This is a genomic window from Mesorhizobium sp. (assembly GCF_004963255.1).
Lineage (GTDB): Bacteria > Pseudomonadota > Alphaproteobacteria > Rhizobiales > Rhizobiaceae > Mesorhizobium.
Map to the genome: position 1 here is coordinate 1 of NZ_SUGA01000060.1, position 21524 is coordinate 21524.

Annotated in this window: 17 protein-coding genes and 1 tRNA gene; 2 read left to right on the forward strand and 16 right to left on the reverse strand. The window is 63.1% G+C overall.

The window, feature by feature from the left end; all coding sequences use genetic code 11:
• Nucleotides 1-120 precede the first annotated feature (120 nt).
• From fusA to rpsL, 3 genes are read right to left on the reverse strand one after another with little or no spacing between them, the layout of a single operon-like run.
• On the reverse strand, nt 121-2211 hold the full coding sequence (gene fusA / locus E5X34_RS31425; protein WP_042642166.1) for an elongation factor G: 2091 nt from the start codon (nt 2209-2211) through the stop codon (nt 121-123).
• Nucleotides 2212-2238: 27 nt separating this feature from the next.
• Nucleotides 2239-2709, reverse strand: a complete 471-nt coding sequence (gene rpsG, locus E5X34_RS31430) for a 30S ribosomal protein S7 (RefSeq protein WP_027170372.1) — start codon at nt 2707-2709, stop codon at nt 2239-2241.
• A gap of 9 nt (nt 2710-2718) precedes the next feature.
• Nucleotides 2719-3090: a 30S ribosomal protein S12 gene (gene rpsL / locus E5X34_RS31435; protein ID WP_006202128.1), complete on the reverse strand. Its 372-nt coding sequence runs from the start codon at nt 3088-3090 to the stop codon at nt 2719-2721.
• Nucleotides 3091-3551: 461 nt separating this feature from the next.
• Here rpsL and E5X34_RS31440 point away from each other — a divergent pair, with 461 nt between their 5' ends.
• Both E5X34_RS31440 and E5X34_RS31445 read left to right on the forward strand, forming a co-directional pair.
• Nucleotides 3552-3833 (forward strand): transcriptional regulator, encoded by a 282-nt coding sequence (locus E5X34_RS31440; RefSeq protein ID WP_292572967.1) that lies wholly within the window; start codon nt 3552-3554, stop codon nt 3831-3833.
• Between the two features lie 76 nt (nt 3834-3909).
• Complete coding sequence (locus tag E5X34_RS31445; protein ID WP_292572969.1) at nt 3910-4839, forward strand: Gfo/Idh/MocA family oxidoreductase; 930 nt, start codon at nt 3910-3912, stop codon at nt 4837-4839.
• A gap of 33 nt (nt 4840-4872) precedes the next feature.
• On the opposite strand, the gene E5X34_RS31450 is transcribed toward E5X34_RS31445, so the two are convergent.
• The 13 genes from E5X34_RS31450 to E5X34_RS31510 form a co-directional block, all read right to left on the reverse strand.
• Nucleotides 4873-5538 carry an O-methyltransferase gene (locus E5X34_RS31450; protein WP_292572972.1) on the reverse strand — a complete coding sequence of 222 codons (666 nt, stop codon included), beginning with the start codon at nt 5536-5538 and terminating at the stop codon, nt 4873-4875.
• A gap of 200 nt (nt 5539-5738) precedes the next feature.
• The gene (gene rpoC, locus E5X34_RS31455) at nt 5739-9935 is read right to left on the reverse strand and encodes a DNA-directed RNA polymerase subunit beta' (RefSeq protein WP_042642156.1); all 4197 of its coding nucleotides are present in this window, start codon (nt 9933-9935) and stop codon (nt 5739-5741) included.
• A gap of 130 nt (nt 9936-10065) precedes the next feature.
• The gene (gene rpoB / locus E5X34_RS31460; RefSeq protein WP_292081341.1) at nt 10066-14202 is read right to left on the reverse strand and encodes a DNA-directed RNA polymerase subunit beta; all 4137 of its coding nucleotides are present in this window, start codon (nt 14200-14202) and stop codon (nt 10066-10068) included.
• 261 nt (nt 14203-14463) lie between these two features.
• On the reverse strand, nt 14464-14844 hold the full coding sequence (gene rplL / locus E5X34_RS31465) for a 50S ribosomal protein L7/L12 (protein ID WP_042642152.1): 381 nt from the start codon (nt 14842-14844) through the stop codon (nt 14464-14466).
• Between the two features lie 54 nt (nt 14845-14898).
• The gene (gene rplJ, locus E5X34_RS31470; protein WP_127868901.1) at nt 14899-15417 is read right to left on the reverse strand and encodes a 50S ribosomal protein L10; all 519 of its coding nucleotides are present in this window, start codon (nt 15415-15417) and stop codon (nt 14899-14901) included.
• Nucleotides 15418-15787: 370 nt separating this feature from the next.
• Nucleotides 15788-16486, reverse strand: a complete 699-nt coding sequence (gene rplA, locus E5X34_RS31475) for a 50S ribosomal protein L1 (protein ID WP_042642148.1) — start codon at nt 16484-16486, stop codon at nt 15788-15790.
• 4 nt (nt 16487-16490) lie between these two features.
• Nucleotides 16491-16919 (reverse strand): 50S ribosomal protein L11, encoded by a 429-nt coding sequence (rplK, locus tag E5X34_RS31480; protein WP_042642146.1) that lies wholly within the window; start codon nt 16917-16919, stop codon nt 16491-16493.
• Between the two features lie 167 nt (nt 16920-17086).
• Entirely contained in the window at nt 17087-17614 is a 528-nt protein-coding gene (nusG, locus tag E5X34_RS31485) for a transcription termination/antitermination protein NusG (RefSeq protein ID WP_095818149.1), read from the reverse strand.
• A 27-nt stretch (nt 17615-17641) separates the two neighbouring features.
• Nucleotides 17642-17845: a preprotein translocase subunit SecE gene (gene secE / locus E5X34_RS31490; protein WP_292572975.1), complete on the reverse strand. Its 204-nt coding sequence runs from the start codon at nt 17843-17845 to the stop codon at nt 17642-17644.
• Nucleotides 17846-18195: 350 nt separating this feature from the next.
• Nucleotides 18196-18271 (reverse strand) — tRNA-Trp (locus tag E5X34_RS31495).
• A 146-nt stretch (nt 18272-18417) separates the two neighbouring features.
• On the reverse strand, nt 18418-18903 hold the full coding sequence (locus E5X34_RS31500) for a group II truncated hemoglobin (protein ID WP_292572977.1): 486 nt from the start codon (nt 18901-18903) through the stop codon (nt 18418-18420).
• A 145-nt stretch (nt 18904-19048) separates the two neighbouring features.
• Entirely contained in the window at nt 19049-20674 is a 1626-nt protein-coding gene (locus E5X34_RS31505; RefSeq protein ID WP_292572979.1) for a hypothetical protein, read from the reverse strand.
• A 196-nt stretch (nt 20675-20870) separates the two neighbouring features.
• Nucleotides 20871-21524, reverse strand: a 654-nt coding sequence (locus E5X34_RS31510; protein ID WP_292572982.1) for an EF-Tu/IF-2/RF-3 family GTPase, incomplete at its 5' end; no start/stop codon positions are given.

Genomic DNA, 21524 nt, shown 5'->3' on the forward strand with positions numbered 1-21524 from the left:
CGATCGTGCCAATGTTCACATGCGGCTTGGTGCGCTCGAATTTACCTTTTGCCATGTGATCTCTCCATTCCTGCCTGCCCGTGCGGGCCTTGAATTAAGGTGGCGTGCAACCCGCTCGAGTTACGCGTATTTCTTCTGAACTTCCTGGGCGACCGCGGTCGGAACCGGCTCGTAGTGGTCGAACTGCATCGTGTACTGGGCGCGGCCCTGCGACATCGAACGCAGATTGTCGACGTACTTGAACATGTTCGCCAGCGGCACCATCGCGTTGATGACGACGGCAACGCCGCGCGCTTCCTGGCCCTGGATCTGGCCACGACGGCCGTTGAGATCGCCGATGACGCCGCCGACATAGTCTTCGGGCGTCACGACCTCGACCTTCATGATCGGCTCCAGCAGCTGCACGCCGAGGCGCGGAGCGGCTTCCTTGAAGCAGGCGCGGGAGGCGATTTCGAACGCCAGCACCGAGGAGTCGACGTCGTGGAAGGCGCCGTCGATGAGGGTCGCCTTGACGCCGATCATCGGGAAGCCGGCGAACGGGCCGGAGCCCATGACGCTGTTGATGCCCTTCTCGACGCCCGGGATGTATTCCTTCGGAACCGCACCGCCGACGATCTTGGACTCGAACACGAACTCTTCGCTCTCGGTGTTCGGCTCGAACAGGATCTTGACGCGGGCGAACTGGCCGGTACCGCCGGTCTGCTTTTTATGCGTGTAGTCCTGCTCGTGCGTGCGGGTGATCGTCTCGCGATAAGCCACCTGCGGCGCGCCGACATTGGCTTCCACCTTGAACTCGCGGCGCATGCGGTCGACGATGATGTCGAGATGCAGCTCGCCCATGCCGGCGATGATGGTCTGGCCCGATTCCTCGTCGGTCTTGACGCGGAAGGACGGATCCTCGGCCGCCAGGCGATGCAGCGCGAGGCCCATCTTTTCCTGGTCGTTCTTGGTCTTCGGCTCGATGGCGATCTGGATGACCGGATCGGGGAATTCCATGCGCTCGAGGATGACCGGGTGCAGCGGATCGCAGAGCGTGTCGCCGGTGGTCGTGTCCTTGAGGCCGGCCAGCGCAACGATGTCGCCGGCATAGGCTTCCTCGATGTCGGCGCGCGAGTTCGCATGCATCTGCAGCATGCGGCCGATGCGCTCCTTCTTGCCCTTCACGGTGTTGTCGAGCGAGGTGCCCTTGGTGAGCTTGCCCGAATAGATGCGGGCAAAGGTCAGCGAACCGACGAACGGGTCGTTCATGATCTTGAACGCCAGCATCGACAGCGGCTCGTTGTCGTCGGCGTGACGCTCGATCTCGGCGTCGGTCTTGGCATCGACGCCCTTGATGGCCGGCACGTCGATCGGCGACGGCAGGTATTCGACGACGGCGTCGAGCAGCGGCTGCACGCCCTTGTTCTTGAAGGCCGAGCCGCAGAACATCGGGAAGAACTTGACCGCGATGGTACCCTTGCGGATCAGCGCGCGGATCTCGTCGTTCGACGGCATGTTGCCTTCGAGGTAGTTCTCGAGCGCGGTCTCGTCCATCTCGACCGCGGCTTCGATCATCTTCTCGCGGTACTGAGCGGCCTTCTCCTTGAGGTCGGCCGGGATCTCGACGACGTCCCAGGCGGCGCCGAGGGTCTCATCGCGCCAAACCAGCGCGTTCATCTCGACGAGGTCGACGACGCCCTTGAACTCGGTCTCGGCGCCGATCGGCAGTTGCATGACGACGGCCTGAGCGCCGAGGCGCGAACCGATCATCTCCACCGACCGGTAGAAGTCGGCACCGATCTTGTCCATCTTGTTGCAGAAGATCATGCGCGGCACGTGGTACTTGTCGGCCTGGCGCCAGACGGTCTCGGTCTGCGGCTCCACGCCGGCGTTGGCATCGAGCAGCGCGATGGCGCCGTCGAGCACGCGCAGCGAACGCTCGACCTCGATGGTGAAGTCGACGTGTCCGGGGGTGTCGATGATGTTGAAGCGGCGCATCTTGCCGTCACGACCCTTCCAGAAGGTCGTGGTCGCGGCCGACGTGATGGTGATGCCGCGTTCCTGCTCCTGCTCCATCCAGTCCATGGTGGCAGCGCCGTCATGGACTTCGCCGATCTTGTGCGACTTGCCCGTGTAGTACAGGACGCGCTCGGTCGTCGTCGTCTTGCCGGCGTCGATATGCGCCATGATACCGAAATTGCGGTAGTCTTCGATCTTGTATTCGCGGGCCATGGGAAGTGCCTCTCAGTCTCTTTCGCGTTACCAGCGGTAATGCGCGAAGGCGCGGTTGGCTTCCGCCATCTTGTGGGTGTCTTCACGCTTCTTGACGGCCGTGCCGCGGTTGTTGGCCGCGTCCATCAGCTCGCCCGAGAGGCGGTCGACCATGGTGGTCTCGTTGCGGTTGCGGGCTGCGGCGATCAGCCAGCGAATGGCAAGCGCCTGGCGGCGCTCGGGGCGCACGTCGACCGGAACCTGGTAGGTGGCGCCGCCGACGCGACGCGAGCGGACTTCCACATGCGGCGCGACATTGTCGAGCGCCTGATGGAAGACAGTGACCGGCTCCTGCTTGGTCTTGGCCTGGACCTGGTCCAGCGCGCCATAGACGATGGTCTCGGCAACCGACTTCTTGCCGTCATACATGACGGCGTTCATGAACTTGGTGACGATCAGATCGCCGAACTTGGGATCCGGATTGATCTCACGCTTTTCTGCACTGTGACGACGGGACATGGGAAACCCTTACTTCGGACGCTTGGCGCCGTATTTCGAACGACGCTGCTTGCGGTTCTTCACACCCTGCGTGTCGAGCACGCCGCGGATGATGTGGTAGCGGACGCCCGGCAAATCCTTGACGCGACCGCCGCGGATCATGACCACCGAGTGTTCCTGAAGGTTGTGGCCTTCGCCGGGGATGTAGCCGATCACTTCAAAACCGTTGGTCAGGCGAATCTTGGCCACCTTGCGCAGCGCCGAGTTCGGCTTCTTCGGCGTCGTGGTGTAGACGCGCGTGCAGACGCCCCGCTTCTGCGGGTTCTGCTGCATGGCCGGGACCTTGTTTCGCTTCACCGGCGCCAGGCGCGGCTTGCGGATCAGCTGGTTGACGGTAGGCATTAAACCCTCTTGTCTCTCAATTCCGTGTCTGCCCTGTCAGGGCCGCTCAAAGCGTCATTTCCATACGCGAATTCGGGCAACACACCGCGTCTCGCGGTCCTGCCCGAACAAATTGCAGAGGAAGCGGAAGCCGCTTCATGCGCGCCGGAAATGTCTTTTCGCTCGTAAAACGAACCCTGTTTGAGACAAACTCCAAAGCGTGTCGCCTCGGAAAGGCTGGTCTCACATCGGTTCTGACGTCGCGGCTTCTACTCGTAAGGCCATTGCCCGTCAACCCCGCAACGGCAAATATTGCGGTCAATTCGAGGCTTGGCAGCCATGCGCAAAACGCATGTAATTTTATTGCGCCTTTTTTCAAGAGCGAGGAAGAAAGTGACCGGCTTGCGGCTGTCTTCCGCACTGGCTTCGTGCCAAAAGGCGGCTTCAACCGGACTTTGCGCCGGAAAACGAGGAATCAGCCCGTGAACGACAATGAAGAACGGCCGGTTACCATCATCACCGGACGAGTCTGGCGCAAGAAGGGCGGCAAGCCCGAGGGCGTGCATGTGATGCTGGTGGCGCCCGACGATGATTCTGCCGTGCGCCGCGCGCTCGAATCGCTTGCCGCCGAGGGATTCGCCGAGGCCGAGCTCGATCGGATCGGCGACATGGAGGGCGAGCCCGACGAGGAACCGCATCTGTCGGCCTATCAGGGCGCGCTGGAAGGCGAGGTCTCGATCGTCACCTTTGACGAGCCGTTCTGATATAGCCGGCGGCACCACGTCCTCCCCGACCATTCCCAACAATCTAAAGCCAGCCACTCTTCCCTTCGGAGTTTCCATGACCAGCAATCCCATCAAGCTCGGCATCGTCGGCGTGGGCAAGATCGTGCGCGACCAGCATTTGCCTGCGGTCGCCAAGGACCGCGATTACGAGCTTGCCGCCGCGGCCAGCCGCCATGGCAAGGTCGACGGCATCCCAAACTATCCGACGATCGAGGCGATGCTTGCGGCTGAACCCGGTCTCGACGCGGTCTCGCTCTGCATGCCGCCGCAGTTCCGCTACGATGCCGCGCGCACCGCGCTGGAGGCGAAGAAACATGTGTTCCTCGAAAAGCCGCCGGGCGCAACGGTGAGCGAGGTCGAGTATCTCAAGGCGCTTGCCGCAAAGAATGGCGTCTCGCTCTTTGCCAGCTGGCATTCGCGCTATGCGCCGGCGGTCGAAGCCGCGCGTGGCTTCCTAGGTTCGGCCAAGCTCACTTCCGCTGCCATCAACTGGAAGGAAGACGTGCGGCGCTGGCATCCGAACCAGGAATGGATCTGGGAGCCAGGCGGTTTTGGCGTCTTCGATCCGGGCATCAACGCGCTGTCGATCGCCACGCATATCCTGCCGCCGATGTTCATCACCTCGGCCGAGCTCGATTTTCCGGAGAACCGCGCGGCGCCGGTCGCGGCGCATGTCGCCTTCCGCACCTCGAACGGCCTGCCGGTGACGATGGAACTCGACTGGCTGCAGACCGGCCCGCAGAGCTGGGACATTGTCGCCGACAGCGACAAAGGCAAGATGGTGCTGTCGGGGGGCGGCGCCAAGCTCGCGGTTGACGGCAAGGTCATCCGTGATGAGCCGGAAGCCGAATATCCGATGCTCTACAAGCGCTTCGCCGACATCATTCGCGCCGGGATTTCCGATGTCGACCTCGCGCCGCTGCAGCACGTGGCCGACGCCTTCATGCTGGGCAAGCGCAATATGGTCGAGGCGTTCTTCGACTGAGTCAGCGGCAAAGCGCCGAGGCGAGCGAGAGCCCTATTCTACGATCGCAATCGCAAAGCCGTCATAGCCCTTGGCGCCGACTGTCTGGATGGCGGTGCCGTCCAGTCGCTTCTCGCCGCCGATGAACGAGAACGCGGCGCGGGCGCCTTCGACATTGACGTCGCCGCTGTTCTTTTGCACGACCGCGCCGTCGCGGATTACGTTGTCGCAGACGATGACCGTGCCCGGACGCGACAGCTTCATCGCCCAGTCGAGATAATTCGGGTTGTTGGGCTTATCGGCGTCGATGAAAATCAGGTCGAATGGCCCGGCATTTTCGTCAACCAGCGCGGCGAGCGACTGCAGCGCCGGGCCGACCCGCAGGTCGATTTTGCCGGAAACCCCTGCCCGCTCGAAATTCGAGCGCGCGACCCTGGCGTGGTGCGGATCGAGCTCCAGCGTCACCACCTTGCCGTCCGCCGGCAGTCCCCTCGCCATCCAGATGGTGGAATAGCCGCCGAGCGTGCCGACCTCCAGCACGGTCTTCGCGCCGCGGATGCGAACCAGCAGCGACAGCAATTTGCCTTGCGCGGCCGAGACATCGATGGCTGGAAGACCCTGGTCGCGGTTGGCCTTAAGCACGGCGTCCAGCACGGGGTCCGCTTCGAAAAGCGATGAAACGATATAGTCGTCAACAGCTGTCCATGTCTTGTTGCTCATAGCCCTTCCTCTTTCGTGAAGTTTGATCGGGATGACGGCTCGTAGATCCATCATCCCGGTCTGGTTTCCTTCTTCGGGCATGATCTTTCCCGAAAACCGGTACCCACTTTTTGCTGCGCTGACCTTCGGTTCGGGATCATGCTCTGAATGCAAAAAGGGGCCCACGTGGGCCCCTTTTCTCCGTTTCTCAATCATGCCGCTCACTGCGCGGCGTTGACCATGTCGGTCAGCATCGGGTCGGCGACCTCGACACCGGAGGCCTTGCGGCGCTCGTCGATGATGAGCTCGTCGCGCGAGGTGGCGATGCGCCTGATCTGGCTCATCGTGCCGCCGGTGCCGGCCGGGATCAGACGGCCGACGATGACGTTTTCCTTCAGGCCCTGCAGCATGTCGGTCTTGCCGGCAACCGCAGCCTCGGTGAGCACCCTGGTCGTCTCCTGGAAGGAGGCGGCCGAGATGAAGGACGGCGTCTGCAGCGAGGCCTTGGTGATGCCCAAGAGCACCGGCTGACCTTCGGCCGGCTTCTTGCCGTCCTCGATCAGGCGCTCGTTGACCTCTTCCAGCTCAATCACGTCGACATGGTCGCCCGGGATGTAGGTCGAGTCGCCCTGCGTGGTGATCTCGACCTTCTGCAGCATCTGGCGAACGATCACCTCGATGTGCTTGTCGTTGATCGACACGCCCTGCAGTCGGTAGACCTCCTGGATCTCGTTGACGAGGTAGGAGGCCAGCGCCTCCACGCCCTTGATCGCCAGGATGTCGTGCGGCGCCGGGTTGCCGTCGAGGATGTAGTCGCCCTTCTCGATGACGTCGCCGTCCTGGAGATGGAACGGCTTGCCCTTCGGGATGAGGTACTCCACCGGCTCCAGCGTCGAGTCATGCGGCTCGATGATGATGCGGCGCTTGTTCTTGTAGTCGCGGCCGAAGCGGATCGTGCCATCGATCTCGGCGATGATGGCGTGATCCTTCGGACGGCGAGCCTCGAACAGTTCGGCCACGCGCGGCAGACCACCGGTGATGTCCTTGGTCTTGGCGCTTTCCATCGGGATGCGCGCCAGCACGTCGCCAGGCTTCACATGGGCGCCCGGCTCCACCGAGAGGATGGCCTCGACCGAGAGCAGGAAGCGCGCATCGCCGCCCTTCGACAGCTTGCCGACCTTGCCCTTGGCGTCCTGGATGACGATCGCCGGCTTCAGGTCGCTGCCGCGCGGCGTCGAACGCCAGTCGATGACCTCACGCTTGGTGATGCCGGTCGACTCGTCGGCCGTTTCCTGAACGGAGATGCCGTCGACCAGGTCCTCGAACGCCACCCTGCCCTCGATTTCGGTGAGGATCGGGCGGGTATAGGGATCCCACTCGGCGATACGCTGGCCGCGCTTCACCTTGTCGCCATCGTCCACGAAGATGCGCGAACCATAGGCGACGCGGTGCGTGGCGCGCTCCTTGCCGGTCTCATCGAGGATGAGCACCGCCATGTTGCGGCCCATGACCATCTGCTGGCCTTCCGAGTTGCGCACCACGTTGCGGTTGCGGATCTGCACCTTGCCCTCATAGGAGGCTTCAAGGAACGAGGAATCCACCACCTGCGCCGTGCCGCCCATGTGGAAGGTACGCATTGTGAGCTGGGTGCCCGGCTCGCCGATCGACTGCGCCGCGATGACGCCGACGGCCTCGCCCTGGTTGACGGGGGTACCGCGGGCCAGGTCGCGACCGTAGCAGACGGCGCACACGCCGGTCCTGACCTCGCAGGTCAGCGCCGAACGGATGCGGACCGACTGCACGCCGGCCTTTTCGATCTGCTCCACATCGCGCTCGTCCATCAGCTTGCCGGCCTTGACCAGCAGATCGCCGGTGACCGGGTGGTTGATGTCGTCGAGCGCCGTGCGGCCCAGCACGCGCTGGCCGACCGAAGCGACGATCTGGCCGGCATCGACGATCGGCTGCATGGTGAGGCCCTTGTCGGTGCCGCAATCCACGGAGTTGACGATGCAGTCCTGCGCCACGTCGACGAGACGGCGGGTGAGGTAGCCCGAGTTCGCCGTCTTCAAGGCGGTGTCGGCCAGACCCTTGCGGGCGCCGTGGGTCGAGTTGAAGTACTCGAGCACAGTGAGGCCTTCCTTGAAGTTCGAGATGATCGGCGTCTCGATGATTTCACCCGACGGCTTGGCCATCAGGCCGCGCATGCCGGCGAGCTGCCGCATCTGGGTGGGCGAACCACGCGCACCCGAATGCGACATCATGTAGATCGAGTTCATCGGCTTCTGACGGCCGTTGTCCTCGAATTCCACCGCCTTGATGCGCGCCATCATCTCGTCGGCGACCTTTTCCGAGCACTTGGCCCAGGCGTCGACGACCTTGTTGTATTTCTCGCCCTGCGTGATCAGGCCGTCATTGTACTGCTGCTCGTATTCCTTGGCCAAAGCCTCGGTCTCGGAGACCAGCTTCAGTTTGGTATCCGGGATCAGCATGTCGTCCTTGCCGAACGAAATGCCGGCACGGCAGGCATGGGCAAAGCCGAGCGCCATGATGCGGTCGCAGAAGATGACCGTCTCCTTCTGACCGCAGTGGCGGTAGACGGTGTCGATCATCTTGGAGATGTTCTTCTTGGTCATCTCCTGGTTGGCGGTCTCATACGGCACGTTGACGTTCTTCGGCAGAAGCTCGCCGATGATCATGCGGCCGGGCGTGGTGTCGTAGATCTTCGACACGACATTGCCTTCTGCGTCGACCGTGCGGAAGCGGCCCTTGATCTTGGCGTGCAGCGTCACGGCCTTGGTCTCCAGCGCATGCTGGAGCTCGCCCATGTCGGCAAACACCATGCCTTCGCCCGGCTCGTTCTGGTTGACGATCGAGAGATAGTAGAGACCGAGAACCATGTCCTGCGACGGCACGATGATCGGCGCGCCGGAGGCCGGGTGCAGGATGTTGTTGGTCGACATCATCAGCACGCGGGCTTCGAGCTGCGCTTCCAGCGACAGCGGCACGTGGACCGCCATCTGGTCACCGTCGAAGTCCGCGTTGAAGGCGGTGCAGACCAGCGGATGCAGCTGGATCGCCTTGCCTTCGATCAGGGTCGGCTCGAACGCCTGGATGCCGAGGCGGTGCAGCGTCGGCGCGCGGTTCAACAGCACCGGATGCTCGCGGATGACCTCGTCGAGGATATCCCAAACCTCCGGACGCTCCTTCTCGACCAGCTTCTTCGCCTGCTTGACGGTCGAGGAGAAACCCTTGGCGTCGAGGCGGGCGTAGATGAAGGGCTTGAACAACTCGAGCGCCATCTTCTTCGGCAGACCGCACTGATGCAGCTTCAGCTCTGGACCGGTCACGATGACCGAACGGCCGGAATAGTCGACGCGCTTGCCGAGCAGGTTCTGGCGGAATCGGCCCTGCTTGCCCTTGAGCATGTCGGACAGCGACTTCAGCGGACGCTTGTTGGCGCCGGTGATGACGCGGCCGCGACGGCCGTTGTCGAACAGTGCGTCGACGGCTTCCTGCAGCATGCGCTTCTCATTGCGCACGATGATGCCGGGCGCACGCAGCTCGATCAGCCGCTTCAGGCGGTTGTTGCGGTTGATGACGCGGCGATAGAGATCGTTCAGGTCCGACGTGGCGAAGCGGCCGCCGTCCAGCGGGACGAGCGGGCGCAGGTCCGGCGGGATCACCGGAACCACCTTCATGATCATCCATTCCGGACGGTTGCCGGATTCCATGAAGTTTTCCACGACCTTGAGCCGCTTCAGATACTTCTTCTGCTTCAGCTCGGACGTGGTCGAAGCCAGCTCCGAACGCAGGTCGCCGGCGATCTTCTCCAGGTCCATGCCGGCCAGGAGGTCATGAATGGCCTCGGCGCCGATCATGGCGGTGAAAGAATCCTCGCCATACTCGTCGACGGCGAGCATGTACTCTTCCTCGCTGAGGAGCTGGTTCTCCTTCAGCGCGGTGAGGCCCGGCTCGGTGACGATGTAGTTCTCGAAGTAGAGCACGCGCTCGATGTCCTTGAGGGTCATGTCGAGCAGCGTGCCGATGCGCGAGGGCAGCGACTTCAGGAACCAGATATGGGCGACGGGCGCGGCGAGCTCGATATGGCCCATGCGCTCGCGGCGAACGCGCGACAGCGTGACTTCGACGCCGCACTTTTCGCAGATGACGCCCTTGTACTTCATGCGCTTGTACTTGCCGCACAGGCATTCGTAGTCCTTGATCGGGCCAAAAATGCGCGCGCAGAACAGGCCGTCACGCTCCGGCTTGAAGGTGCGGTAGTTGATGGTCTCCGGCTTCTTGATCTCGCCGAACGACCAGGACAGAATCTTCTCTGGGCTGGCAAGCGAGATCCGGATGGAATCGAACACCTGCGCAGGCGCCTGCGGGTTGAAGAGATTCATGACCTCTTGGTTCATGCCGTTCTCCTTTTCGGGGTCCTCGATAACCCCTTCAATCGATCGCGGACGAAATGTCCGCAGACTGGCCGGTCAACCGGCCGAGAAATTTGAGGGGCGCGCCGCGTCCTAACACGGCGCGCCATAGGCTTCATTCGGCTGCGTCGGGCAGACGCGTCGGGGTCTCTTCGACCTGGGTGTTCTCCAGCTCCACGTTGAGGCCGAGCGAGCGCATTTCCTTGACGAGAACGTTGAAGCTCTCCGGAATGCCTGCCTCGAACGTGTCGTCGCCGCGCACGATCGCTTCGTAGACCTTGGTGCGGCCGGCCACGTCGTCCGACTTCACCGTCAGCATCTCCTGCAGCGTGTAGGCGGCGCCGTAGGCTTCGAGCGCCCAGACCTCCATCTCGCCGAAGCGCTGGCCGCCGAACTGCGCCTTGCCGCCCAGCGGCTGCTGGGTGACGAGCGAGTACGGACCGATTGAACGCGCGTGGATCTTGTCGTCCACCAGGTGGTGCAGCTTGAGCATATAGATATAGCCCATCGTCACCTTGCGATCGAACGGCTCGCCGGTGCGGCCGTCATAGAGCTGCGACTGACCGCTGGTGTGCAGGCCCGCCTGCTCCAGCATGGTGTTGATGTCGACCTCATGCGCGCCGTCGAACACCGGTGTCGCGATGGAGACGCCGCGGCGCATCTGCTCGCTCAGGCGAACGATGCTCTCGTCGTCATATTCGCGGATCGGCTCGTTGCGGTCGTTGGCCGGCATGAAGCTTTCCAGCGTCTTGCGCAGCGGCTTGATGTCGCCGCCGCCCTTATACGCGTCGATCAGCTCGCCGATCTTCCTGCCCATGCCTGCGCAAGCCCAGCCCAGATGCGTTTCCAGGATCTGGCCGACATTCATGCGGCTCGGCACACCCAGCGGGTTGAGCACGATATCGGCATGCGTGCCGTCCTCGAGGAATGGCATGTCCTCGACCGGAACGATGCGCGACACGACACCCTTGTTGCCGTGACGGCCGGCCATCTTGTCGCCAGGCTGCATCTTGCGCTTCACCGCCACGAAGACCTTGACCATCTTCATGACGCCCGGAGGCATTTCGTCGCCGCGCTGCACCTTCTCGACCTTGTCCATGAAGCGCTGCTCGAGCGCCTTCTTGGACTCGTCGTACTGGCCGCGCAGAGCCTCGAGCTCGCCCTGGAGCTTCTCGTTCTCCACGGCGAACTGCCACCACTGCGAACGCGGATACTCGTCGAGCGTGTCCTTCGACAGCTTCGAGCCCTTCTTGAAGCCCTTCGGTCCGGCAATCGCTTCCTTGCCGACCAGCATGTCGGAAAGACGCGCATAGACGTTGCGGTCGAGGATCGCCTGTTCGTCGTCGCGGTCCTTGGCCAGACGCTCGATCTCCTCGCGCTCGATCGCCATCGCGCGCTCGTCCTTCTCCACGCCGTGGCGGTTGAACACGCGCACTTCGACGACCGTGCCGAAGGTGCCCGGAGGCATGCGCATGGAGGTGTCGCGGACGTCCGAGGCCTTTTCGCCGAAGATGGCGCGCAGAAGCTTTTCTTCCGGCGTCATCGGGCTTTCGCCCTTCGGCGTGATCTTGCCGACCAGGATATCACCCGGCTGCACCTCGGCGCCGATATAGACGATGCCTGCCTCGTCGAGGTTCTTCAGCGCCTCCTCCGAAACGTTCGGAATGTCGCGCGTGATTTCCTCCGGCCCGAGCTTGGTGTCGCGCGCCATGACCTCGAACTCCTCGATGTGGATCGAGGTGAAGACGTCGTCGGCCACGATGCGCTCGGAGAGCAGGATCGAGTCCTCATAGTTGTAGCCGTTCCACGGCATGAACGCGACCAGCACGTTGCGGCCGAGCGCCAGATCGCCGAGCTCGGTCGACGGACCGTCGGCGATGATGTCGCCCTTGTTGACGCGGTCGCCCATGCGCACCAGCGGACGCTGGTTGATGCAGGTGTTCTGGTTCGAACGCTGGAACTTCATCAGCCGGTAGATGTCGACGCCCGACTTGCCGGGATCGAGGTCTTCCGTGGCGCGGATGACGATACGGGTCGCGTCGACTTGGTCGACCACGCCGCCGCGGCGGGCGCCGATGGCGGCGCCCGAGTCACGGGCGACGACCGGCTCCATGCCGGTGCCGACGAACGGCGCCTCGGCGCGCACCAGCGGCACGGCCTGACGCTGCATGTTCGAGCCCATCAGCGCGCGGTTGGCGTCGTCGTTCTCGAGGAACGGGATGAGCGCTGCCGCGACCGACACCATCTGCTTCGGCGAGACGTCCATCAGGTCGACGTTCTCGCGCGGCGCCATCATCACTTCGCCGGCGTTACGGCAAATGACGAACTCGTCGACGAAGCTGCCGTTCTTGTCGAGCTCGGCGTTGGCCTGCGCGACATAGTGCTTGGCCTCTTCCATCGCCGACAGGTAGACAACCTCGTTGGTCAGCTTGCCGTTCACGATCTTGCGGTACGGGCTTTCGATGAAGCCGTACTTGTTGACGCGCGCGAAAGTGGCCAGCGAGTTGATCAGACCGATATTCGGGCCTTCCGGCGTCTCGATCGGGCAGATGCGGCCGTAATGCGTCGGGTGCACGTCGCGCACCTCGAAGCCGGCGCGCTCGCGAGTCAGACCGCCCGGTCCAAGCGCCGAGAGACGACGCTTGTGGGTGATCTCCGACAGCGGGTTGGTCTGGTCCATGAACTGCGACAGCTGCGAGGAACCGAAGAACTCGCGCACGGCGGCGGCCGCCGGCTTGGCGTTGATCAGGTCCTGCGGCATGACCGTGTCGATCTCGATCGAGGACATGCGTTCCTTGATCGCGCGCTCCATGCGCAGCAGGCCGACGCGGTACTGGTTCTCCATGAGCTCGCCGACCGAGCGCACGCGGCGGTTGCCGAGATTGTCGATGTCGTCGATCTCGCCCTTGCCGTCGCGCAGTTCCACCAGCGTCTTGACCACGGCCAGGATGTCTTCCTTGCGCAGCACGCGCACGGTGTCCTCAGCCTTGAGCTCGAGGCGCATGTTCATCTTGACGCGGCCGACGGCCGACAGGTCATAGCGCTCGCTGTCGAAGAACAGCGAGTTGAACATGGCTTCGGCGGTCTCAAGCGTCGGCGGCTCGCCCGGACGCATGACGCGGTAGATGTCGAACAGCGCGTCCTGGCGGCTCTCGTTCTTGTCGACGGCCAGCGTGTTGCGGATGTAGGCGCCGACATTGACGTGGTCGATGTCCAGGATCTGGATCTCGTCCTCGCCGGTGCCGAGCAGCACCTTCAGCGTCTTGTCGTCGATCTCGTCGCCGGCTTCGAGGAAGATCTCGCCGGTGGCGTAGTTGACGATGTCCTCGGCAAGGTAGTTGCCGAGCAGGTCCTCGTCGGTCGCCTTGATGGCCTTGAGACCCTTCTCGCCGAGCTGGCGGGCCTGGCGGGCGGTGATCTTCTTGCCGGCCTCGACAACAACCTCGCCCGTGTCGGCATCGACCAGGTCGCCAACGGCCTTGAGGCCGCGGAACCGCTCGACGTTGAACGGAATGCGCCAGTGGTCGCCGGAGCGCTTGTAGGTAATCTTGTTGTAGAAGGTCGAGAGGATCTCCTCGCCGTCCATGCCGAGCGCCATCAACAGCGACGTCACCGGGATCTTACGGCGGCGGTCGATGCGGGCGTGCACGACGTCCTTGCTATCGAACTCGATGTCGAGCCACGAGCCGCGATAGGGGATGACGCGCGCGGCAAACAGAAGCTTGCCCGACGAGTGCGACTTGCCCTTGTCATGGTCGAAGAAGACGCCCGGCGAGCGGTGCATCTGCGAGACGATGACGCGCTCGGTGCCGTTGACGATAAAGGTGCCGTTCGACGTCATGAGCGGCATATCGCCCATGTAGACGTCCTGCTCCTTGATGTCCTTGATCGACTTCGCGCCGGTATCCTCGTCGATATCGAACACGATGAGGCGCAGCGTCACCTTCAGCGGCGCGGCATAGGTCAGGTCGCGCTGACGGCACTCGTCAACGTCGAATTTCGGTGCCTCGAACTCGTACTTCACGAACTCCAGCATGGAGGAGCCGGAAAAGTCGGAGATCGGGAAGACCGACTTGAAAACGGCCTGCAGCCCTTCGTCCGGACGGCCGCCCTTGGGCTCGTCCACCATCAGGAACTGGTCATAGGATGCCTTCTGAACCTCGATGAGGTTCGGCATCTCCGCAACTTCCGGGATCTTTCCGAAGAACTTGCGTACGCGTCTGCGGCCATTGAAAGTCTGGGTCTGGGCCATCGTCGCTCCTTAGCTCTAAACTCGGGACGAACCTCGCCGCGGCTCGCCTTGCACCAACGGGCCGCCTCGGCGGCTGCCCTTATCTGTTTTCCGGCCTGCACTGCCAACAGCTTGGCGGCAGCCGGCAAAAACGGGAGAAAACCCGTTTCCGGAAGGCCGCTTTTCGGCCCTCAGGAAAGAGGTTTTCAAACGCCTCGCGCAACAAAGCCTCCCCAGTCCAAGGGAGGGGGCGGACGGCGCGAGACCGTCCGCCCTCGCCTGTTACTTCAGCTCGACCTTGGCGCCAGCTGCTTCCAGCTGAGCCTTGAACTTGTCGGCGTCGGCCTTGGAAACGCCTTCCTTGACCGGCTTCGGAGCCGCTTCGACCAGGTCCTTGGCTTCCTTGAGGCCAAGGCCGGTGATGGCGCGGACTTCCTTGATGACGTTGATCTTCTGGGCGCCGGCATCGGCGAGAACGACGTCGAATTCCGTCTTCTCTTCAGCCGGAGCAGCGGCGGCGGCAGCACCACCAGCGGCGGCGGCAACAGCCACCGGAGCGGCGGCCGAAACGCCCCACTTCTCTTCCAGGAGCTTCGACAGCTCAGCCGCCTCGAGGACGGTCAGGCTCGAAAGGTCGTCTACGATCTTCGCGAGATCAGCCATTTGCATATTCCTTCAATTGGTTCGAACGTGTGTTGTTGACAGCGAGGAACGGCCTCATGCCGCCTCGTCCTTCCGGGCGTAAGCGCCAATGACACGCGCGACCGAAGCCGCGGGCGCATTGACGATCTGGGCGATCCGGGTTGCCGGCGTGGCGATCATGCCAACCAGCTTGGCGCGCAGCTCGTCGAGCGACGGCATCGTGGCGAGTGCCTTGACACCATCGGCGTTGAGCGAGGTCGAGCCCATCGCGCCGCCGAGAATGACCAGCTTGTCATTCCCCTTGGCGAATTCGGACGCGACCTTCGGCGCCGCAATCGGATCCTCCGAATAAGCGACCAGCGTCTGTCCCTTGAACAGATCGATGATCGATGCGGAGTCCGTGCCCTGAAGAGCGATCTTGGCGAGACGGTTCTTCGCGACTTTGACGGTGCCGCCGGCGGCGCGCATCTTCGACCGAAGGTCGTTCATTTGCGCCACGGTGATACCGGCGTAGTGGGCCACGACGACTGAACCCGCGTTCGAGAACGCATCATTCAGGCCCGTGACGAGTTCGCGCTTTTCCGCTCTGTCCACTGCCTATCTCCAGTTGACCACTGCCTCATTTTCGAGGTCAGAAGTCGGGTTGCCTTTTGCCGGCCGGGCCATCCAAAAATGGATCTCCCGAACGACGCTCGAGGATCCTGCCCCCTTTCGCCACACCGACGGCAAAGCCGGCGATGCGCTGACAAAAGGCAAACACGGTTCGAACCTTTCATTGGAGCAGTTGCTCCTTTGTCGGGTCTTCACCCGTCTCATGCAGGCCCACATGAATTAAGGCTGTTGGGCCGCCTGCAATCTCGGACAGGATATCCGGAAACCTTTCGGCTCCCGGGTTACCGGGCCGCCGACGGATCGGCGGTCCGGAATTCTTATTACGGTCAGCTCAAGGCCGACCGGACGACACTTACGACGCGGCGAGCGTCGCGATGTCGAGCTTGAGGCCCGGGCCCATCGTCGAGGTGACCGACACCTTCTTGACGTAGTTGCCCTTGGCGCCAGCCGGCTTGGCCTTGTTCACCGCATCGGCGAACGCGCGCACATTCTCTTCCAGCGCCTTGACGTCGAACGAGACTTTGCCGACGCCGGCCTGGACGATGCCGGCCTTCTCGACGCGGAACTCGACGGCGCCGCCCTTCGAAGCCTTGACGGCCGCGGCGACATCGGTGGTCACGGTGCCGACCTTCGGGTTCGGCATCATGCCGCGCGGGCCGAGCACCTTACCCAGACGGCCGACCAGCGGCATCATGTCCGGGGTGGCGATGCAGCGATCGAAATCGATCGTGCCCTTCTGGACGATATCGACCAGGTCCTCGGCGCCAACGATATCGGCGCCGGCGGCCTTGGCTTCCTCAGCCTTGTCGCCACGGGCGAACACCGCGACGCGCACCGAGCGGCCGGTGCCGTTCGGCAGGTTGACCACGCCGCGGACCATCTGGTCGGCATGGCGCGGATCGACCCCGAGATTCATCGAGACCTCGACGGTCTCGTCGAACTTCACCTTGGACCGGTCCTTGAGCAGCTGCAGCGCCTCGGAGAGCGCATAAGCCTTGTTCGGATCGATGCCTTCGCGACTCGCAGCAACACGCTTTGCAATCTTTGCCATGATCTTAGCCCACCACTTCCAGGCCCATCGAGCGGGCGGAGCCCTCGACCATGCGCATGGCCGCCTCGACGTCGTTTGCGTTCAGGTCCTTCATCTTCTGCTCGGCGATCGCGCGCACCTTGTCGCGGCTGATCGTGCCGACCTTGGTCTTGCCCGGCTCCTTGGAGCCCGACTTCAGGTTGGCTGCCTTCTTCAGGAAGTAGCTCACCGGCGGCGTCTTCATGACGAAGGTGAACGACTTGTCCTGGTAGTAGGTGATGACGACCGGGATCGGCGATCCCTTCTCGAGCTCCTGGGTCTGCGCGTTGAACGCCTTGCAGAATTCCATGATGTTGATGCCGCGCTGACCAAGCGCCGGGCCGATCGGGGGCGACGGCGTGGCCGAGCCCGCGGCAACCTGGAGCTTGAGCTGGCCTGCAACTTTCTTAGCCATCTCTATTCCTGCCTTTTCTCATGCCGACCCCATTCTCGGGAACGCCGGCGGTTGCAGTTCGGTGGTGCGGTTCCAGCAGCCGGCTATGCCGCCTTCGCCTCCCACCCGTTCATGCGGGGCGTTCTCTCACGCCGCCACCCTTCGCTTTTCGGCAAAGGGATTTCGGATCAGCCCTTTTCGACCTGTCCGAATTCCAGATCGACGGGCACGGCGCGCCCGAAGATCGAAACTTCCACCTTGAGGCGGGCCCGCTCCTCGTCCACTTCCTGGACGACGCCGTTGAAAGACGCGAACGGACCGTCCGAGACGCGGATCGCCTCGCCGATCTCGAAGGTGACCGAAGGCTTCGGCCGCTCGACGCCTTCCTGGACCTGGTTCAGGATGCGCTGCGCCTCGGTCTCGGTGATCGGCACGGGCTTCGAATCGCCCAGGAAGCCGGTGACCTTCGGCGTGTTCTTGACCAGCGAGAACACGGCGTCCGTCAGGTTGGCCTTCAGGAGCACATAGCCCGGGAAGAACTTGCGCTCTGCATCGACCTTGCGGCCACGGCGGATCTCGACGACCTTCTCGGTCGGCACCACGATCTGCTCGATCTCGCCGGCCAGGCCCTTTTGCTTGGCCTTGTTCTCAATGTCCTCGGCGACCTTCTTCTCGAAGTTCGAATAGGCGTGGACGATATACCAGCGCGCAGTCATTTCCCGACCTCTCCGTAAACCGCCGAATTAATGCCCGAGACCCAGGATCCACTCGATCGCATAGCCCATCAGAATGTCGGCTGCGAAGAAGAAGAGCATCGCGATCACCGCGAACACCAGGACCATCACGGTCGAGATTATGGTTTCGCGCCGCGAAGGCCATGTCACCTTTGCCGTCTCCGCGCGAACCTGCTGGAGAAAGGTGAAGGGATTAGTGGTTTTCGAAGCCATGTGCCGCCTGTTTTCAAGACCCGTTGGCCGGGCCTCCTGGATGATCCCGCTGGCCGGGACGTGCCGCCTAGGCTCCATGCCGCGCCGAATCAGCGCTCCATTTCACCCACGCAAATCAGACGCGTAAAGCCGGCTTCCCAGCTCCACGCGTCGCGTGTCTGTCTTGTCTACATAAAACCGATTCTTAATCCACGCAAGTGGCAAGGGTCCGCTTTATGTCCTGACGCCGCCTCGGAACCATCCAGTCGTCCCGTCCCGGCTATGCGGGGCTTATGCCTCAATTCCCGCCATATGGCAAGCCACCAGCCGATTTTCAACCGCGAGGCTTCGTTTTTGCCACTTGGGAAAGATGGCACGGGCAGCAGGGCTCGAACCTACGACCTGCGGTTTTGGAGACCGCCGCTCTACCAACTGAGCTATGCCCGTGCATGCGCTTGTTCGGCGCAGGCGCTTCCTAAAAGCTTCCGGGCTCTCTGTAAAGACCACTGACCTGCCGTTTTCAAAGCTTTGGCGGATTTCTCGATCGCATTTCCGTCGGCAACGGATTGCGTTCCCGGAAAACGTGCCTGGGCCTACGACTTTCCGGCCGGCGGCTTGTATGGCCCGCCCGGCACGCCCCAGCCCCAGGCCGGCATCGGCTCCGTCTCGGGGTCGCAGGTCTCGCCCAGATTCGAGTTCATCTTCGCCAGCCGCGATCCCCACTCGACATAACCCATGAAAGCGGAGCGAAACTCGGGGTCGTCCGGCAGGCCGACCTCATCCGCGGCGTCGGCGAGAAGATTGATCCAGCGCCGCCGCTGCTCCTCGGTCAGGTGCTTGCCGAGATGGTGCATCACCATCTCGCGGTGACCGCCAAACTCCTCGCTATAAGTCTTCGGCCCGCCGAAGACCTCGCCGATGAAGGCGGCGACGTGAGCCGGATGGTCCGGCGACATGGTCTTGAACACGGGGCCGACGATCAGATCCACGGCCACCTTGTCGTAGAAGGTGCGTGTCAGCCTGTTGAGCGCCTCGCTGCCTCCGGCCCATTCGTACAAAGTCGGGATTTCCGCGCTCATCGCCGATCCTCCGTTCTGCAAATCGCGCGAGGAGGATAGCGGCGCCGCCCTGCCCGCCTCAACCTGCCTCGATGGCCAGTGCGGGCTCTCTCCTTGTCTACGCAATTCCGCGCGGGAAGCCGCAAACACTTTCCCTGGAATTGCTCTAAAGTTTCGCTGGCGCCTCGGCTTCGGCATTGGCGGCCGGCAGCACCCGGCAATTGTCCGGTTTCGGCGATGATTTGCAGATGGTCGCCCCGGTCAGCGCATCAACCGATTGCGGTCCGGTCGTGAGCCCGAATTCGCGCAGTTCGCCTTGGCTGAGTTCCCTGTGCTTGGCAAACTGTGCCGACTGCATGGCGGCGAAAAAGCCCGAGCCGATCGCCATCTCGTCGAGATACGCCCTGACCTTCTCTTCCATGCCCATGGAATGCACCAAAAAATGCGCATCGGCGCCGACAAGGCGCCTGATGCCGCCGGCAATCATCACCGCGCAGGCGGCGTCGCATTGGGCGCCTGCATCGATGGTGAGGCCGCTGTAGAGGCCTTCGGTCGGTTCGCAACCCGCCTTGCCCGGCTCGCAATCGAGAAAGTCCGTTCGGGCTACCGCGACATCCAACCCGCGCTCGCGGATCAGGCGACCTGCGGCAAGCGCTGCCTGCACATCGCCACCTGGCGAGTTGACGACCATCGGCAACCTGCGCCCGCCGATCGTGTCGAGCAGCTGGCGAAGCTTGCTGGCGGTGCCCGTGGCGATCGTGCCTTCCGCCGAAATCCATTCCGGACAATCGGGATTGCAGAGCGGGTTGCTGCCGCGAACGACAACGAAGCGCATCTCCTGGTCCTGGACCTGCGGCCCGGGCGCTGAGCCCGGAGCAGCGGGCAAAGGCGCGGCTTCGACCTTCGCGACCTCGGCCGGCCTGGCGTTCGACGGCACCTCGCGGCAGTTCACCGGAACGGGATTGCGCCGGCACATGGTCTTTTCGGTCAACAGATCGAGCGAATCCAGGCTGGTGACGAGCTTCATCCCGAGCATGTCGTCGGGCTCGATCTGCCGGATATCGGTGGCGGGCGTCGCCTTCATCACATCCAGCACGCCCTGCTCGACGCCCATCTCCTTCAGATAGGCCGACAGCCGCTTCTCGACCGCCTTGCTCATCTCATAGGTCTTGTAGCTGCCGGCATTCTTGCGGCTGACGATCCTGGTGCTGATGATCTTCCTCTTGCCGTTCACGACCCGATAGGTCGTGCGGTAGAGCAGCCGCTCACGCCGGAAGGTGGTGGTGATCTGGTGGACACCGAGATAGGCCCATTCGCCGACGACGCGGCGGGTGCCGCCGGCAAACATCAGCGGACAGGCCGAATTGCACATCGCGCCGCTGTCGTAAGCGACGCCGGAATAGGGCTGTTGCCTGGCGTCGTTGCCCCGGCAGTTCTTCATCCCCGGCGAGCAGCCGGAAAACTCCGTGATGCCGACCGCGATATCGAGCCTGTTCTTGCGGATCATGCGGCCAAGCTGGAGCGCGGCATCGACATTGCCGCCGGGAGAATTGACGACGATCGGCAGTTGCCTCCCGCCGAGCGTCTTCAGCAAGCGCCTGAACAGCGCCGGCGTGCCGGCCTCGATCGTGCCTTCGGCGGAAATCCATTCCGGGCAATTCGGCTCGCAGCCCGTCGCGCTGCTCCTCACCACGACGAAGCGCATCGTCGGACCGTAGTCCGGCGGATCTTCCTTTGCGGCGGCGCCGAAGGCGGCCAGTGCTATGGCCGCGGCCAACCCCAGTTGGACCATTCCGCGCCAGCACCGTATGATCTTTGAACCGAATGCGGAAACCACGTCAGGCAAGCCTCTGGGGTGCAACCCATACTAGTTGCGGCGACGATGCTTGCAACAGAATTGCGCTTGCCAGCCCGATACTGCTTCCAAAGCGAAAAAGGGCGGCCCGAAGACCGCCCTTTCCTTGTCGAACCGGCAACAGCCGGATCGATTATTCCTTGATGGTGACGACGATGCCTGCACCGACGGTGCGGCCGCCTTCACGGATGGCGAAGCGCAGCTTCTCTTCCATCGCGATCGGCACGATCAGCTCGACATCGACGGTGATGTTGTCGCCAGGCATCACCATCTCGGTGCCGGCCGGCAGCGTCACGATGCCCGTCACGTCCGTCGTGCGGAAGTAGAACTGCGGACGGTAGTTGGTGAAGAACGGCGTGTGACGGCCGCCCTCGTCCTTGGTCAGGATGTAGGCTTCGGCCACGAACTTCTTGTGCGGCTTCACAGAACCCGGCTTGGCCAGAACCTGGCCGCGCTCGACGCCTTCACGGTCGACGCCGCGCAGCAGCGCGCCGATGTTGTCGCCAGCCTGGCCCTGGTCGAGCAGCTTGCGGAACATTTCCACGCCCGTGCAGGTCGTCTTGGTGGTCGGGCGGATGCCGACGATCTCCAGTTCCTCGCCGACCTTGACCACGCCGCGCTCGACGCGGCCGGTCACCACCGTGCCGCGGCCCGAGATCGAGAACACGTCCTCGATCGGCATCAGGAACGGCTTGTCCAGCGGACGAACCGGCGTCGGGATGTAGGCGTCGACCTGGGCCATCAGCTCGCGGATGGCGTCCTCGCCGATGGTCTTGTTCGAATCCTC